Source organism: Streptomyces sp. NPDC002790 (assembly GCF_040295505.1).
Lineage (GTDB): Bacteria > Actinomycetota > Actinomycetes > Streptomycetales > Streptomycetaceae > Streptomyces.
In genome coordinates, this window is sequence record NZ_JBEOVM010000057.1 from 12916 (window position 1) to 28157 (window position 15242).

The window sequence follows — 15242 nt, forward strand, 5'->3', positions numbered from 1 at the left end:
AGGCTAAAGTTCTTCTTGTTCGGCCCGCCGGGGGAAAGCCCGGAGGGGGAAGAACGCGAGGGGCTATAGCTCAGTTGGTAGAGCGCCTGCATGGCATGCAGGAGGTCAGGAGTTCGATTCTCCTTAGCTCCACAGGAATCAGAGATCCCGTCCCGTAAGGGGCGGGATTTTTCGTTGCCGATTTCGCGGTGGGTTTGAGGCGCCGGGGCCGCCCGGGGCGTATACCTCTGCGGACGTCGTGTCCGGACTGGTACGCGGGCGTCGCTGACCGGGTCGCTTCCGCCGTGGCAGAATCGGACGGCCGGAACGGGGCTGTGTCCGACCGACGAAGGTGGCCCGCTGGGGAGGGAGTACGCGATGCCCTTGAGCATCAACGAGGAAGCCGATCGCTTCCTCGGTATGGCAGCGATATCCGCCGAGCCCCCGGCCGGTTCGGAAGAAGCCCCGTCCCTCAACTGTCCGTCCTGCGGCTCCATCCACGTCGCCCAGATGCTCGGCGACAACGGCGGGATCTCGTACGTGTGCACGGCCTGCGGCCACAGCTGGAGCTGAGCGGAACACATGGGTGCACACAGGAGGAAGTGCGACTGGTGCGGCAGCGGCACGCCCATCGTGCGCGACATGGAGCCGCTGAACCCCGACTACCAGTACTGGTGCGAGGAGTGCGCGCGGGCGCTGATCATAAAAGGCGACCCGATCGAGACGTACCGGGAGTTGGAGGGCGAGCCGATCTACGGCCGCCTCCTGGACGAGCACTGCACGCTCAAGCGCTTCTACTCGTTCGCCAGAGCCTGACCTCCGAGATCGCCGCGTACGCCAGGAAGGCGCAGGCCACTCCTACGTAGAGCGCCGAAAGCATCGACTCCCCTACGTTCTGGTGGAGTTCGGGCCGCCCGTGCGTGTGCGGTACCCACCACAGTGCGTAGGTGCAGAACGTCAAGGTCAGGGCGAGCGCGGCCTTCTGACGGCCCGACTCCCACACGAGCAGCGCCAACGGCACGCACCAGATCCAGTGGTGGGACCACGAGACCGGGCTGACCAGGAGCGCCGTCGTCGCGCACGCCACCGTCGCCTGGGCGAGGCGCCCGCGCAGTGCCGCCGCGACCGCGACCGTGAGCCCGGCGAGGGCCGTCACGGCGGCGGCGAGGACCCACCAGGCGCCGGGGTCCGCGGTGTGCAGCAGCCGGGCCAGTACGCCGCGCAGCGACTGGTTGCCGGTCTCCTCGGCGTGGCCGGGGCGGTCCGACTCGAAGACCATCCGCGTCCAGAAGTACCGGGAGTCGCGAGGCAGGACGACGGCCGTCAGTACGGTCACGCAGACGAACGAGCCCACCGCCACGCAGGCCCCGCGCACCCACGGCCGCCAGGCCCCGCCCCGCGCCAACTGGGCGAGCCCCGTGCACAGCAGGAAGACGGCGAACAGCGCGGGCGTCAGTTTGATCGCCGCCGCGACGCCGATCCCCAGGCCCACCCAGCGGTGCCCCGGCCGGCGCGTCAGGTCCCACAGGACGAGCACGGCGAGCAGCAGGTTGACCTGCCCGTAGCGCAGCGTCGTCCACACCGGCTCGCACCACACGGCGACGGCCGCCACCCACAAGGCGTGCTCCACGCGCGCGTGGCGTCGTACGAGGCGCATGGAGAGGTGCACGAAACCGAAGAGGAGGGCGAGGTTCAGGGCGGTCGCGGCGACCTTCATGGTCACCACGTCCAGGAACGTCAGCGGCAGGAACAGCAGCGCGGCGAACGGCGGGTAGGTGGTCGGCAGGTCGGCGTAGGTCGCGCGCAGTGCGTACAGGTCGCCGCCCGTGCGGACCGTCCAGCCCTCCGCCCGGTAGACCATCAGGTCGATCATGGAGACGTCGGCCGCGCGCTGGGCGATCACGAAGGCCGTGAACGAGAGCAGGCAGGCTCCCAGCGCTGCCGGTGCATGGCGGGTGCGGGGCAGGGCGAGCACAGTCACATGAGGGAACACTAGTAGTCGTCAAGGGCGACTTTTCCCTACAGAAGGGGGCGGAAGGGAAACGATTTGGTGATGCACCCAGGTGACCGTGTAATGTTGGCGACGCCGCCGGGGAGACCGACAAGGGAGCCCCGGAGGACCAAAGCGCGGGGCTATAGCTCAGTTGGTAGAGCGCCTGCATGGCATGCAGGAGGTCAGGAGTTCGATTCTCCTTAGCTCCACAGGAATGTGAGACGGGCCATCCGATTCGGATGGCCCGTCTTTGTTCGTGTCTACGGGCTACCTCCGGGCGCGGCTGCGGCCGGGCGGGAGCGCCGGGCGCGAGGGCCTGCGGTCCTGTGGGGCCGCCGAGGCGTCCCCCTCGATCCGCAGTGCAAGGGCGGGGCAGCGGCGTACGGCCCGCACCGCGTTCGCCTCGGAGTAGCCGGGCACGGCCGCCTCCGCGACCGTCGGGAAGCCGTCGGGGCCCAACTGCAGCAGCTCCGGCACGATGTCCGCGCACAGGCCGTGGCCCTGGCACAGCGTCCAGTCGACGGCGAGCCGCTTCCCGGTGGACGCCGGGCTCGCAGGCGCCTCCGCGTGCAGCGGCAGCACACCGAGCACCGGGCGGCCGCAGCCGGCGCCCAGCACGTGCGCGGCCAGGTCGTCGGTGAACGCCGAGATCGTCGACTCGATGAACGCCGCCGAACCGTCCGGGTGCTTGCACGCCCCGCGCCGCTTCACCGCGCGCGTGACCTCGCGCAGCGCCTCCAGGGCGGTCGGGCCGCCTCCGTTCAGTACGTCCTCGAGGCCGCGCGCCGCCGCGGGCAGCCCCAGGTAGCAGGGGCCGCACTGGCCCGCGCTCTCCGAGGCCAGCCACTGCGCCACCTTCAGGGCCTCGCCGAGCGGGCAGGTGTCCGGGCCGATCGGCAGGATCGCCCCGGCGCCGAGCGCGCCGCCCGAGGCCTCCAGGGAGGCGCGGGAGACGATGGCGTCCTGCGCGCCCATCCCGTCGAGCCATTTGCCGTGATAGCCGCCCGTGAGGACGCCCTGGGGGAGCGGGGGAGCGCCCGCGAGCTGGAGTACGTAGCCCAGCGGGACGCCGGACGGCACTTCCAGGACCATCGGGCGGGCGACCGCCCCGGAGAGCGTCAGCAGGACCGTGCCGGGCTCGTCGTGCAGCCCTGTGCGGCAGTAGCGCTCGGCGCCCGTGCGGGTCGCGATGGCGAGCTGGGCGAAGGTCTCCGCGTTCGACAGGAGCGTGGGGGCGCCGCCGACGCCGGAGTCGGAGGCGCGGACCTTGCGGCCCGGCGGCATGGGCGGGCCGCCGTCCGCCGAGCGGATCAGGGCCGAGGACTCCCCGGTGACCATGCGCACCGGATTGCGCTGCACGCGCGCGCGGAGCGGTGCGTTCCGACGGTTCGTCAGGCCGCGCTCGGCGAGGGCCGCCTGCATCGACGCCTCGGTGCTGTCGCGGGTCACGCCGATGACGAGCGTGCGCGCGCCGATCGCCTCCGCGACGAGCAGGGCGCCGTCCAGGATCAGATGCGGTGCCCGGTTGATCAGCACGGTGTCCTTGCGGCAGGCCGGCTCGTCCTCGCTGCCGTTGACGACGACCACCGGGCGCACTCCGCGCCGGATCGCCGACTCCGCGACCGCGCGAAGCTTCTTGGCGAAGGGGAAGCCCGCGCCGCCCCGGCCGCGCAGGGATATCGCCTGGGCCAGCTGCGCGAGCGGCTCGCCCGCCATGGCTTCCAGTGGTCCGTGCACCTTCAGGTGCATGTCGAGGTCGAGCCGCTCCACGAGGTCGAACCCCGAAGTGAGCTGGGGAAGTCCGACGACCCGGACTTCAGGGACGTCGGGCAGTGCGGTGTTCACTGCGGGCCTCCGTAGGGCGTGGTCCAGGGCTCACCGGAAGTGGGTGCTTGGTAGGGGCCGGGGAGCGGTTCGGTGGGATCGGGCGCTTCTCTGTAGAGGCCTTCGTAGACGTCTTCGCGGAGACCTTCGTAGGCGCCGCTGTTCGTGCCGTCCCCGTAGGGGGCGGGGTAGCCGGGCACGCCTCCGTAGGGGGTGTCGTACGTCGGGTCGTACAGGGAGGGCGGGGCCTGGGCCGGTGGCGGCGGGGAGGGGGCGGGCCAGCGCTCGGATGCCATGGGTTCGGGGTACTGCTCCAGGTGCGGGACCGACTGCGTGGGCAGCTCCGAGCGGGGGACGGCGGACACTGCGCGGTAGGCGGCCGCGAAGCCGATGTCGGCCTGCGTCGGGGGAGGCGGGTCGAAGGCGGGCTGCGGGGCGGGCTCCGGGCGGGCCTGCGGGGCGGCCGGTGCGGGCTCCGTGCGGGGCTGTGGGAGGGGTGACCCGGCCCGCCTGGTGCCGCCCGCGCGCGGTCCCGCGTCCAGGAATTCGAGGATGCGCACCGCCACCTTGCGCCGCACGGCCTGCGGCGACGCCCGAAGGGCGATCGCGCCGGCGACCGCGACCAGTGCCAGGCAGTACAGGACGGTCACGTACCCCTTCGCGGGTCGGCCCGCGTACATGCCGTGCATGAGGGCGAAGCACCAGGCCGGGTAGGCGAGCATGTGGGTCGCGCGCCAGCGGGTGGCGAGCCGGGCGGGGGAGGCCATGGAGCTGCGCAGCGCGCCCGTGACGCCCGTGGTGACCATGAGGAGTCCGGCGGTCGCCCCCAGGCCGATCAGGCCCGCGCTGCCGCTGAAGCCCCCGGAGAACGGCACCAGCGCGCCGAGCAGCGTCACGTGCGAGAGCGCGAGCTTCACGCTGATGTGCAGCAGCAGGAAGACCAGCGAGGCGACCGCGGTGATCCGGTGCACGGCCTGCGCGAGCAGCCGCTGCCGCGAGGTGAGGAAGACCCGGTCGGAGGCGACCAGGCCCCAGACGACGGACGAGGTCAGCGAGACCAGGCAGAGCACGCCCGCGCCGAAGTCGAGCGTCGTCCGCACGGCGTCGCCGCCGGTGGACACGAGCACGGGCAACAGGAGGAGGACTCCCGCGATGAGCAGCCCTGTTCTCCTGCGACGGCTGGCACCGGGGGTGAGTGAACTCCCCGTCGTACGAAGGGAGTTCAAAGAGCGGGGGGTTCGAGGGTTCATGGGGGTGACTCCGAACGGTTCGGCACGGTGGTCCCACGGCCCGCACTCTAGATCGAGGCATACCGGGCAGTACGAGGTTTGAGTTATCTCGCTGTTATCTACGAGATGTTTGGTCTTTACGTTGTCCCGATAGGGGTCGGTACGCCGAGTAACCCCTGGGGTGCGGTGGCCCGCGGGGAGGCCCGTCGCAGGCCGGGTGGCGGCTGCGGTACCCTGACGCCATGCGTGCCGTACGCCTTCTGCTTAGCGAGCCGCGCTGATCAGTCCCGACCCGCCCCCTGGGTGAGTGGTCGGAATCGGCGCGGCGTCCCCTCCTGTGCGAGGGGCTTTTTCATTTCCCAGGCACGGGCCGCCGGCAGAGACGATCGATGGAGCTTTGAGGATCATGAGCGAGACGAACACCGCCGCCGCTTCCGAGGCGGCGGTCGCGCCGCACCGCTACACGGCGGTCATGGCCGCCGACATCGAGGCACGCTGGCAGGACTTCTGGGACGCCGACGGCACGTACGAGGCGCCGAACCCGAGCGGTGACCTGGCGGGCGACCAGCAGGTCGTCTCGCGGCCCAAGAAGTTCATCATGGACATGTTCCCGTACCCCTCCGGTGCGGGCCTGCACGTCGGCCACCCGCTGGGCTACATCGCCACGGACGTCTTCGCGCGCTTCCAGCGCATGACGGGCCACAACGTGCTGCACACCCTGGGCTTCGACGCGTTCGGCCTGCCGGCCGAGCAGTACGCCGTGCAGACGGGCACCCACCCGCGCACGTCGACCGAGGCCAACATGGTCACCATGAAGGCGCAGCTGCGTCGGCTCGGCCTGGGCCATGACAACCGCCGGTCGTTCGCCACGATCGACCCCGAGGTCTACAAGTGGACGCAGTGGATCTTCCTGCAGATCTTCAACTCCTGGTACGACGACGACCTGAAGAAGGCCCGTCCGATCGCCGACCTGGTCAAGCAGTTCGAGACCGGTGAGCGCGCCGTGCCCGGTGGCGGCGACTGGGGCGGCCGGAGCGAGGCCGAGCGCGCCGACATCCTGAGCGACTACCGCCTGGCGTACGCCTCCGACGCGCCCGTGAACTGGGCGCCGGGCCTGGGCACCGTCCTGGCCAACGAGGAGGTCACCGCCGACGGCCGCTCCGAGCGCGGCAACTTCCCCGTCTTCAAGTCGAAGCTGCGCCAGTGGAACATGCGCATCACGGCCTACGCGGACCGCCTGATCGACGACCTGGACGGCCTGGACTGGCCCGAGGCGATCAAGCTGCAGCAGCGCAACTGGATCGGCCGCTCCGAGGGCGCGCGCATCGACTTCGCCGTACCGTCCGCCGAGGGTGCCGGCTCCGGCTCTGGCTCCGGCGAGGAGAAGATCACCGTCTTCTCGACCCGCCAGGACACCCTGTTCGGCGCCACCTACATGGTGCTGGCCCCCGAGCACGAGCTGGTCGAGAAGATCACCCCGGACGCCTGGCCTGAGGGCACGCACGACGTGTGGACGGGCGGTCACGCGACCCCCGCCGACGCCGTCGCCGCCTACCGCAAGCAGGCCGCCTCGAAGTCCGACGTCGAGCGCCAGACCGAGGCCAAGGACAAGACCGGCGTCTTCACGGGCGCGTACGCGATCAACCCGGTCAGCGGCGAGCAGGTCCCGGTCTTCATCGCCGACTACGTACTGATGGGCTACGGCACCGGCGCGATCATGGCCGTCCCGGCCCACGACAGCCGCGACTTCGCCTTCGCGCGCGCCTTCGAGCTGCCGATGCGCTGTGTCGTGCAGCCCTCGGACGACCGTGGCACCGACCCGGCGACGTGGGACGACGCGTTCGTCTCGGGCGACGCGAAGCTGGTCAACTCCAGCGGCGAGAACATCTCCCTGGACGGCCTGGGCGTCGCCGACGCCAAGGCGCGGACGACCGAGTGGCTGGAGCGCGAGGGCATCGGCGCGGGCACGGTCAACTTCCGGCTGCGCGACTGGCTGTTCAGCCGCCAGCGCTACTGGGGCGAGCCCTTCCCGATCGCCTACGACGAGGACGGCATCGCCCACGCGCTGCCCGAGTCGATGCTGCCGCTGGAGCTGCCCGAGGTCGACGACTACAGCCCGCGCACCTTCGACCCGGACGACGCCGACACCAAGCCCGAGACGCCGCTGTCGCGCAACGAGGACTGGGTCAACGTCACGCTGGACCTGGGCGACGGCAAGGGCCCGCGCCCGTTCCGCCGCGAGACCAACACCATGCCCAACTGGGCGGGTTCCTGCTGGTACGAGCTGCGCTACCTGGACCCGAACAACAGCGAGAAGCTGGTCGACCCGGAGATCGAGCAGTACTGGATGGGCCCCCGCGAGGGCATGCCCACCGGCGGTGTCGACCTGTACGTGGGCGGCGCCGAGCACGCCGTACTGCACCTGCTGTACGCGCGCTTCTGGTCGAAGGTGCTGTTCGACCTGGGCCACATCTCGTCGGCCGAGCCGTTCCACAAGCTCTACAACCAGGGCATGATCCAGGCGTACGTCTACCGGGACGCGCGCGGGATCGCCGTACCGGCCGCCGAGGTGGAGGAGCGCGACGGCGCCTACTACTACGCGGGCGAGAAGGTCTCCCGGCTGCTCGGCAAGATGGGCAAGTCCCTGAAGAACGCCGTCACGCCGGACGAGATCTGCGCCGAGTACGGCGCGGACACGCTGCGCCTGTACGAGATGGCGATGGGCCCGCTGGACGTCTCCCGGCCGTGGGACACGCGCGCGGTGGTCGGCCAGTTCCGGCTGCTCCAGCGCCTGTGGCGCAACGTCGTCGACGAGGAGACCGGCGAGGTCACCGTCGTGGACGTGCCCGAGGCGGACATCGACGTGGCCACGCTGCGTGCCCTGCACAAGGCGATCGACGGCGTCCGCGGCGACCTGGAGGGCATGCGGTTCAACACCGCGATCGCCAAGGTCACCGAGCTGAACAACCACCTGGTCAAGTCGTACGGGGGAGCCTCGCTGCCGCGCTCTGTTGCCGAGCGCCTGGTGCTGCTGGTCGCGTCGCTGGCCCCGCACGTCGCCGAGGAGCTGTGGCGCAAGCTGGGCCACAGCGACTCCGTCGTCCACCAGGACTTCCCGGTCGCCGACCCCGCGTACGCGGTCGACGAGGCCGTGACCTGCGTCGTCCAGATCAAGGGCAAGGTCAAGGCCCGCCTGGAGGTCTCCCCTGCGATCTCCGACGAGGAGCTGGAGAAGATCGCCCTGGCCGACGAGAAGGTCGTCGCTGCGCTGGACGGCGCCGGCATCCGCAAGGTGATCGTGCGGGCGCCGAAGCTCGTGAACATCGTGCCCGCGTAGGCGCGGTCCCGCGGCTCAGGGTTGTTCCCTACGGGCAGGTTGGGGGTTCCGCTGGAACCCTCGGCCTGCCCGCTCCGTTTACGGTGGAGAGAGCGGCCCGGCGGGGCGACCTGGAGGAGAGAGCGCTATGGAAACCGTGCTTGTGATCATTGCGCTGCTCTTCGTCGTGTTCCTGGCGTTCGGCGGGTACGTGACGGTGAAGGCGGTCGGCGCGGCCAAGCGCGGGGTGGACCGCAAGGTCGAGCAGGCGCGGCGTGCGGTGGAGGACACCACACTGCGCGCCAGGAGCTATGTGCAGCCCGGAGCGGCCGCCGAGTTGGCGCAGCTGCGGCTGCATCTGCGCACCTCCATGCGGGCCACGCAGGACGCGCTGCACGCGCGCGTGGCGGAGGACTCCTCGCTCAAGGAGTCCCTCGGCCTCTTCGAGCGCCTGAGCGCGCACGGGCACGAGGTGGACGCCGAGCTGAAGCGCATGGAGAGCGAGCCCGACAAGGAGCAGGTGGCTCGGGTGCTGCCGGAGCTCAGGACGCGTACGGAGCGGATCACGCGCTCCGCCGACGCGCTGCGGCACGCGGCTCGCGACCGGGCCGGCCGGTTCGCGAGCGACGACCTGGACGCCCTGAGTTCGCAGATCGACCTGGAGGCAGGGGCGCTGCGGCACTGGACGACCGAGCCGGCGCCGGGAGCGGAATCCGGCGCCGAATCCGAGCCGGGCGCCGCCCGGGAGGCGCCGCGGACGGACCGCGGGCAGCGGCGGGACCGGGAGCGGAACCGGGCCGCGATCACTCCGCCAGGTGTACGCCCCGCGTATCCGTGGGAGAAGAAACCCCGTCCGGAGAGCACGACTTGATCGCCCCCGGGACCGTGTCGGACGACGGCCGGGAGGCAGGGGCCGGGCTGCCGCCGGGCGACCGTGGCAGGTAATCTCCGGTGCATGTCCCGCCATGTCGCGATCGTCACCGATTCAACGGCCTACCTGCCGCAGCGGACGATGGAGCGCCACGGCATCACGGCGGTGCCGTTGACCGTGGTCCTGGGTGACCGGGCGCTCGAAGAGGGTACGGAGATCTCCGCTCGCTCGGTCGCGGAGGCGCTGCAGAAGCGCCGCTCGGTGACGACGTCGAGACCCAGCCCGGAGCGGTTCGCCGAGACCTACCGCAAGGTGGCCGAGTCCGGCGCCACCGCCATCGTCTCGCTGCACCTGTCCGCCGAGATCTCCGGGACGTACGACGCCGCGGTGCTGGCCGCGCGCGAGGCCCCGGTCCCGGTGCGCGTCGTTGACACCGGGATGGTGGCCATGGCCCTCGGCTTCTGCGCGCTCGCGGCGGCGGAGGCGGCCGACGCGGGAGGCACGGCCGACGAGGCGGTGAACGCGGCGGAGAAGCGGGCCTCGGGCACCTCGGCGTACTTCTACGTCGACACGCTGGACTATCTGCGGCGGGGCGGCCGGATCGGCGCCGCGCAGGCACTGTTCGGGTCCGCTCTCGCGGTCAAGCCGCTGCTCCAGCTCGACGGCGGCCGCATCGAACTCCTGGAAAAGGTCCGTACGTCGTCGAAGGCGATCGCGCGGCTGCAGGAGATCGTGGCCGAGCGGGCGGGCAGCGCGCAGGTGGACGTGGCCGTGCACCATCTGGCCGCGCCGGAGCGGGCGGAGGCGCTCGCGCAGTGGCTGCGCGAGCAGGTGCCGGGCCTGGCCGAGCTGCACGTCAGCGAGGTGGGAGCGGTGATCGGGGCGCACACGGGACCGGGACTGCTGGGGGCCGTGGTCTCGCCGCGGACGTAGGGCGGCGCGTACTCCGTCGGTCGCGTGGGGGCCTCGTGGGGGTCGTGTGGGTGACGGAGTTTTCCACAACTTGTGGGTTGTCCCCGGAAGTTGAGCAAGATCCACTTGTCGGCGGCGCGGTGCCTACCGTCTCGTGACATGGAACTTCGATCACGGACACGGACAGCACACGCATCAAGCGGGCCGGGGCGCGGCGCCGCGTCGGACAGCCGCGCCCGGCAGCGGCACGTGGTGCGGCGGCGCGCTCGGCGCAGGCGCGTCGAGGCGGAGCGGACCCGGCTGCGGGCGGAGGCGCTGTTCGCGCCGCCGGAGCGGGAGGTGCGGGGTACGGCTACGGCACGGGCTGCTCCCGCTCCGTCGTGGGTGCGTGAGCCCGATCCCGAGCCCGAGCCGCCGGTCGAGCCTGCTGCGGTCCCGGCGCCCTCACGGCGGGAGCGTGCGGCGCTCGCCCTGCGGGACCGGTTGCCGCTGTGGGTGCAGACGCGGTGCGGGGTCGAGCGGCGCGGGGCCGTGGCGCTGGCCGTCCTCGTCGCAGTGGTGGGGCTCTTCGCCGTGCAGCACTTCTGGGCGGGCCGAACGCAGCCGGTGCGGGCGCCCGAGACGGTGCGGGCGGCGGCGCCGCGAGCCGTGGGGCCGCCCTCGGACGGCGATGCCTCGCCCGCCGCGGTGGGGCCGGAGCCCGTGGCGAGCGGCGCCGCGGGGATCGTCGTGGACGTCAGCGGAAAGGTGCGCAGGCCGGGGGTCCACCGGCTGCCCGCCGGGGCCCGCGTCGCGGACGCGTTACGGGCGGCCGGCGGGCTGCGCCCCGGTACGGACACCGAGGGGCTCAACAGGGCGCGGCTCCTCGTGGACGGCGAGCAGGTCCAGGTGGGCGCACCCGCGGCGGCTGCCGCCGCCGCGCCGTCGGGCGGGGCGGCGGGAGCGTCGGCCCCGGCGGGCCCGATCGGCCTCAATACCGCCACCCTGGAACAGCTCGACACCTTGCCGGGCGTCGGCCCCGTACTGGCGCAGCACATCGTCGACTACCGCACGGAGCACGGCGGCTTCCGCTCCGTCGACGAGCTGCGCGAGGTCAATGGCATCGGGGATCGCCGCTTCGAGGATCTGCAGAATGCGGTGCGGCCGTGAACCGTCGGGTCTTGCGTCCGCCGTCCGTGAACCGTCCGGTCTTGCGTCGACCGGTCGTTGGCGGTGACGGGGAGGCGGTGTCCAGGGTCGGGCGGCTCGGTGACGCGCATCCTCGCCAAGAGGGGCCGCTGGACCTGCGGTTGGTGCCGCCCGCGCTGGCGGCGTGGGGCACGGCGGCGCTGACGGTGGCCGGTTCGCCGTGGTGGGCGGGGCTCGTGGCGGTGGCGTGTGCGCTCGGTGGGGCGGGGTTGCTGATCGCGGGGCGTGGCGGGGCCAGGCGTGTGGCGCGGTCCTGGCGTGGTCCGTCGGCGGCGGCGCTGCTCCTGTGCACCGCCGCGGCCGCGGCCTCCGCCGGTCTGCACGGGGCTGACCTGCGGCGCGGCCCCGTGCCTGAACTCGGGGCTCAATTCGCCCGCGGGGGCGTCGAGTTGGAGGTTACCTCCGACCCCCGGCTCACCCGGCCGCGAATCCGCGGGGACCACGTGGCGCCGGCGTCGGTGCTGGTGGAGGCGGATGTGGTGCGGGTGACGGGGCCGGACGGGGACACGGTGCGGACGCGGGCGCCTGTGCTGGTCCTGGTGAACGCGGGAGGCGAGGGGGCCGACAGAGGGGACAGGGGGCATGGAGGGGACGGAGGGGAGGGGGAGTCTGGAGGAGGTCGAGGGGAAACGGGCTTTGCGTCCTCGGAGGTGCCCGACAAGTGGTCGCAGGTGCAAGGCAGTTCGTGGCTGGCCGTGCTGCCCAGTACCCGGTTGCGGGTGCGGGGGAGTTTCGCGCCGACGATGGTCGCGGGGGACCGGGTCGCGGCGGTGCTGCGGGTCGGGAGCGAGGAGCGGGCACGGGTCGTGGGGTCGCCGAGCCGGTCGCAGCGGGTGGCCGGGACGCTGCGGGCGGGGCTGCGCGAGGCCACCGGCGGGCTCGACGCGGACGCGCGCGCACTGCTCCCCGGGCTCGTCGTCGGCGACACGGCGCGTGTGACACCGGAGCTGCACACCGCCTTCGAGGAGACGGACCTGTTGCACCTCATGGCGGTCAGTGGGGCCAATTTCACGATCCTGCTGGCCCTGTTGATCGGCCCGCCCGGCACGGCACAACGCGTCGAGCGGCGCGGCCTGGCGCCCCGGATCGGGCTGCCGTTGCGGACGACCGCGGTGCTCGGCGGGGCCCTCACGCTCGGCTTCGTCGTGGTGTGCCGGCCCGAGCCGAGCGTGCTGCGGGCGGCGGCGTGCGGGCTGATCGCACTGCTCGCCGTGGCCACCGGGCGCCGCAGATCCCTGATCCCGGCCCTGGCCACAGCGGTGCTGCTGCTCGTCCTGTACGACCCGTGGCTGGCGCGGAGTTACGGGTTCCTGCTGTCGGTGCTCGCCACGGGCGCGCTGTTGACGCTGGCCCCGCGGTGGAGTGCGGCGCTGCGTGGCCGCGGGGTGCCGGCGCGGCTCGCCGAGGCGCTGGGGGCCGCCGCCGCCGCGCAGGCGGTGTGCGCTCCGGTCGTCGCGGTGCTGGCGGCGCGGGTGAGCCTGGTGGCGGTGCCGTGCAACCTGCTCGCGGAGTTCGCGGTCGCGCCGGCGACCGTGCTCGGGTTCGCGGCGCTGGCGACGGCGCCGCTCGCGATGCCGGTGGCGAAGTCCCTGGCCTGGTGCGCCGGTTGGCCCACCGGGTGGATCGCGGACATCGCCAGGGCCGGGGCCGCACTGCCCGGCAGCGGGTTGGACTGGCCGGGTGGCTGGCGCGGCGGAGCGCTGCTCGCGCTCGGCACGTTGGCCCTCGTGCTCGTGGGGCGCAGAGCACTCGCGTCACCCTGGATCTGCGGGGTCTGCGCGCTGCTGCTCGTCCTGGTGATCACGCGGCCCGCGCCGCTCGTGCGGGGCGTCACCGGCTGGCCGCCGGCCGGCTGGCGCCTGGCCATGTGCGACGTGGGGCAGGGCGACGCCCTGGTGCTCGCGGCCGGGGCGGGGGCCGGAGTGGTGGTGGACGCGGGCCCCGACCCGCTGCTCGTCGACCGGTGCCTGCGCTCGCTTGGCGTCACCCGGATCCCGGCGGTGGTGCTCACGCACTTCCACGCGGACCATGTGGCCGGGCTCGCGGGGGTGTTGCGGGGAAGGGCCGTCGGTCAGATCGAGGCGACCGGGTTCGAGGAGCCGTCGGAGCAGGTGGCGTTCGTGCGGAGGGAGGCCGCCCGGCGCGGGGTCCCGGTGGTGCGCGCGGTGGCGGGGGAGCGGCGCAGAGCGGGACCGCTCGACTGGCAGGTGCTGTGGCCGCCGCCGGACCCGGCCCCGCCGCCGGACGGTCCGAACGACGCGAGCGTGACCCTGCTCGTCCGCGTCGCGGGGCTGGCCCTGCTGCTCCTCGGCGACCTCGAACCCCCGGCGCAGCGCGCCCTGTTGAGATCGCCCGCCGGGGCCCGGCTGCCCCAGGTGGACGTGCTCAAGGTCGCCCATCACGGCTCGGCCTACCAGGACCCGGAACTGTTGCGCAGGGCCGCGCCCCGCGTCGCGCTGATCTCGGTGGGCCGCGACAACTCGTACGGTCACCCGGCGCCCAGCACCCTGGCGGCTCTGCGGGCGCGCGGTGCGGCCGTGCTCAGGACGGACCGGGACGGGGCGGTGGCGGTCGTGGGAGGGGGCGGTGGGGAGCTCCGGGTCGCCTCGTAGCGCGGCCGATGCCGCTCAGGGTCGTTTTCTTGCCATGCGGGCGCATGTTGCCTCGAAACCGCCCACGATGATCGAATGCTTGTCGAATACAGCAGTTCAGGCAGTTGTCCAGGCGTTCTGGGGTGGGTGGGACATGTTTGGCTTCCGGCGGAGAAACCGTACTAACCGGTCAGTAGATTCGAGTTCTCTCGGGGGGAGGGCGATGCCGCCGGGCGCGGGGGTGCTCAGTGGCCGGATCATCGATGCCGTGGGTGAGCCGGTGCGCGGCGCCGAGTTCTCGGTGAACGATGTGATGGGGCGCAAGGTGGTGAGCGGGGGCGTCGGTCCGTTCGGCTCGTTCGTGGCGACGGTGCCCGCAGGGGACTACCGGCTCGCGGTGTCGGCCGAGGGGTACGCGTCGTTCCGCGGTGGGGCCACCGTGGCCGAGGGCGAGCAGGCGGCGCTCGGTGACGTCACGCTCCAGGTGTCCGCGCCTCCGGCGCTGCCGACGCCGGGGGACTGGGAGGTCGAGCCGACGCACTCCTCGATCGGGTTCACGGCGCGGCACATCGGGATGGCGCGGGTCTACGGCCGGTTCAACACGTTCGCCGGTGTGCTGCGGGTGGCCGAGCGGGTCGAGGACTCCGCGATGCACGTCGTCATCGACGCCTCGTCCATCGACACGAACGTCAAGATGCGCGACGACCACCTCAGGTCCGCCGATTTCCTCGACGTCGAGCGCTTCCCGACGCTGGAGTTCTACAGCGACCGCTTCGTGCACAGAGGCGGCGGCCGCTGGGCGATCACCGGGGCGCTCACGCTGCACGGCGTGACCCGGACGGTCACGCTGGAGGCCGACTACCTGGGCGTGGGCACCGGCATGGAGGGCGAGACCCGGGCCGCCTGCCGGGCGACCACGGAGCTGCACCGCGACGACTTCACCGTGAGCTGGCAGACCATGCTGGCGAGGGGCATCGCCGTCGTCGGCTCCAGCGTCCGCATCGAGCTCGACATACAGGTCGTGCCCAAGGACTGACCCCGTGCGTGCGGCGCCGCCGGTGTGCCGGAAAATGGTGGCGTGAGCGATGTGAGACACGTACTGGTGCTGCCCGACCGGGACGCCGCGGAGGAGGCCTCGGAGGCGCTCCGGGAGCGCTTCGGGGTGGCCGAGGAACCCCAGCTCGTACGGGACGCGTTGGCCGGTGAGGACGACGCCGAGGACGCGCAGTGGCTGCTGGTCGTCGAGGACGCGACGGGGCGGCTGGCCGCCGGGGAGCTGGATGAGTTCGCGGCGGAGTGGGAGGGGTGGCGCGAGGAGCCGTAGGGCTGTTGCCGTTGC

12 protein-coding genes and 2 tRNA genes are annotated in these 15242 nt (G+C 72.5%); 11 read left to right on the plus strand and 3 right to left on the minus strand.

Annotation, left to right across the window (positions count from 1 at the left end; translation table 11 throughout):
• Positions 1–59: 59 nt before the first annotated feature.
• The 3 genes from ABT004_RS23230 (at position 60) to ABT004_RS23240 (ending at position 795) form a co-directional block, all read left to right on the plus strand.
• A tRNA-Ala gene (locus tag ABT004_RS23230) sits at positions 60–132 on the plus strand.
• Positions 133–357: 225 nt separating this feature from the next.
• Positions 358–552: a hypothetical protein gene (locus ABT004_RS23235; RefSeq protein WP_351340057.1), complete on the plus strand. Its 195-nt coding sequence runs from the start codon at positions 358–360 to the stop codon at positions 550–552.
• A 9-nt stretch (positions 553–561) separates the two neighbouring features.
• Positions 562–795 carry a hypothetical protein gene (locus ABT004_RS23240; protein WP_266719727.1) on the plus strand — a complete coding sequence of 78 codons (234 nt, stop codon included), beginning with the start codon at positions 562–564 and terminating at the stop codon, positions 793–795.
• On the opposite strand, the gene ABT004_RS23245 is transcribed toward ABT004_RS23240, so the two are convergent.
• Complete coding sequence (locus ABT004_RS23245) at positions 764–1960, minus strand: glycosyltransferase 87 family protein (protein ID WP_351340059.1); 1197 nt, start codon at positions 1958–1960, stop codon at positions 764–766. The two genes, ABT004_RS23240 and ABT004_RS23245, sit on opposite strands and share 32 nt — an antisense overlap.
• Before the next feature lie 148 nt (positions 1961–2108).
• Here ABT004_RS23245 and ABT004_RS23250 point away from each other — a divergent pair.
• A tRNA-Ala gene (locus tag ABT004_RS23250) sits at positions 2109–2181 on the plus strand.
• Positions 2182–2239: 58 nt separating this feature from the next.
• Here the strand turns inward: ABT004_RS23250 and ABT004_RS23255 are convergent.
• Both ABT004_RS23255 and ABT004_RS23260 read right to left on the minus strand, forming a co-directional pair.
• Complete coding sequence (locus ABT004_RS23255; protein WP_351340061.1) at positions 2240–3817, minus strand: NADH-ubiquinone oxidoreductase-F iron-sulfur binding region domain-containing protein; 1578 nt, start codon at positions 3815–3817, stop codon at positions 2240–2242.
• Complete coding sequence (locus tag ABT004_RS23260; protein ID WP_351340064.1) at positions 3814–5046, minus strand: ferric reductase-like transmembrane domain-containing protein; 1233 nt, start codon at positions 5044–5046, stop codon at positions 3814–3816. Before ABT004_RS23260 ends, ABT004_RS23255 begins: the two co-directional genes overlap by 4 nt.
• 385 nt (positions 5047–5431) lie before the next feature.
• On the opposite strand from ABT004_RS23260, the gene leuS reads away from it, so the two are divergent.
• From leuS to ABT004_RS23295, 7 genes are all read left to right on the plus strand, one after another.
• Complete coding sequence (gene leuS, locus ABT004_RS23265; protein WP_351340066.1) at positions 5432–8362, plus strand: leucine--tRNA ligase; 2931 nt, start codon at positions 5432–5434, stop codon at positions 8360–8362.
• A gap of 127 nt (positions 8363–8489) precedes the next feature.
• Positions 8490–9212: a hypothetical protein gene (locus ABT004_RS23270; protein ID WP_351340069.1), complete on the plus strand. Its 723-nt coding sequence runs from the start codon at positions 8490–8492 to the stop codon at positions 9210–9212.
• Positions 9213–9296: 84 nt separating this feature from the next.
• Positions 9297–10145, plus strand: a complete 849-nt coding sequence (locus ABT004_RS23275; RefSeq protein WP_351340072.1) for a DegV family protein — start codon at positions 9297–9299, stop codon at positions 10143–10145.
• A 138-nt stretch (positions 10146–10283) separates the two neighbouring features.
• The gene (locus ABT004_RS23280; protein WP_351340075.1) at positions 10284–11273 is read left to right on the plus strand and encodes a ComEA family DNA-binding protein; all 990 of its coding nucleotides are present in this window, start codon (positions 10284–10286) and stop codon (positions 11271–11273) included.
• A gap of 41 nt (positions 11274–11314) precedes the next feature.
• Positions 11315–13924 (plus strand): ComEC/Rec2 family competence protein, encoded by a 2610-nt coding sequence (locus ABT004_RS23285; RefSeq protein ID WP_351340077.1) that lies wholly within the window; start codon positions 11315–11317, stop codon positions 13922–13924.
• Positions 13925–14126: 202 nt separating this feature from the next.
• Positions 14127–14939 (plus strand): YceI family protein, encoded by an 813-nt coding sequence (locus ABT004_RS23290; RefSeq protein ID WP_351340080.1) that lies wholly within the window; start codon positions 14127–14129, stop codon positions 14937–14939.
• Positions 14940–14981: 42 nt separating this feature from the next.
• A complete protein-coding gene (locus tag ABT004_RS23295) occupies positions 14982–15227 on the plus strand; it encodes a hypothetical protein (RefSeq protein ID WP_351340083.1) in 246 nt (81 codons plus the stop codon).
• The last annotated feature ends 15 nt before the right edge of the window (positions 15228–15242 follow it).

Excerpts from the sequence above, each read along its gene's own strand:
- ABT004_RS23275 (WP_351340072.1), top strand. The coding sequence starts at position 9,297 with ATGTCCCGCCATGTCGCGATCGTCACCGATTCAACGGCCTACCTGCCG.
- ABT004_RS23260 (WP_351340064.1), bottom strand. The coding sequence starts at position 5,046 with ATGAACCCTCGAACCCCCCGCTCTTTGAACTCCCTTCGTACGACGGGG.
- ABT004_RS23240 (WP_266719727.1), top strand. The coding sequence starts at position 562 with ATGGGTGCACACAGGAGGAAGTGCGACTGGTGCGGCAGCGGCACGCCC.
- ABT004_RS23270 (WP_351340069.1), top strand. The coding sequence starts at position 8,490 with ATGGAAACCGTGCTTGTGATCATTGCGCTGCTCTTCGTCGTGTTCCTG.
- leuS (WP_351340066.1), top strand. The coding sequence starts at position 5,432 with ATGAGCGAGACGAACACCGCCGCCGCTTCCGAGGCGGCGGTCGCGCCG.
- ABT004_RS23280 (WP_351340075.1), top strand. The coding sequence starts at position 10,284 with ATGGAACTTCGATCACGGACACGGACAGCACACGCATCAAGCGGGCCG.
- ABT004_RS23290 (WP_351340080.1), top strand. The coding sequence starts at position 14,127 with ATGCCGCCGGGCGCGGGGGTGCTCAGTGGCCGGATCATCGATGCCGTG.
- ABT004_RS23235 (WP_351340057.1), top strand. The coding sequence starts at position 358 with ATGCCCTTGAGCATCAACGAGGAAGCCGATCGCTTCCTCGGTATGGCA.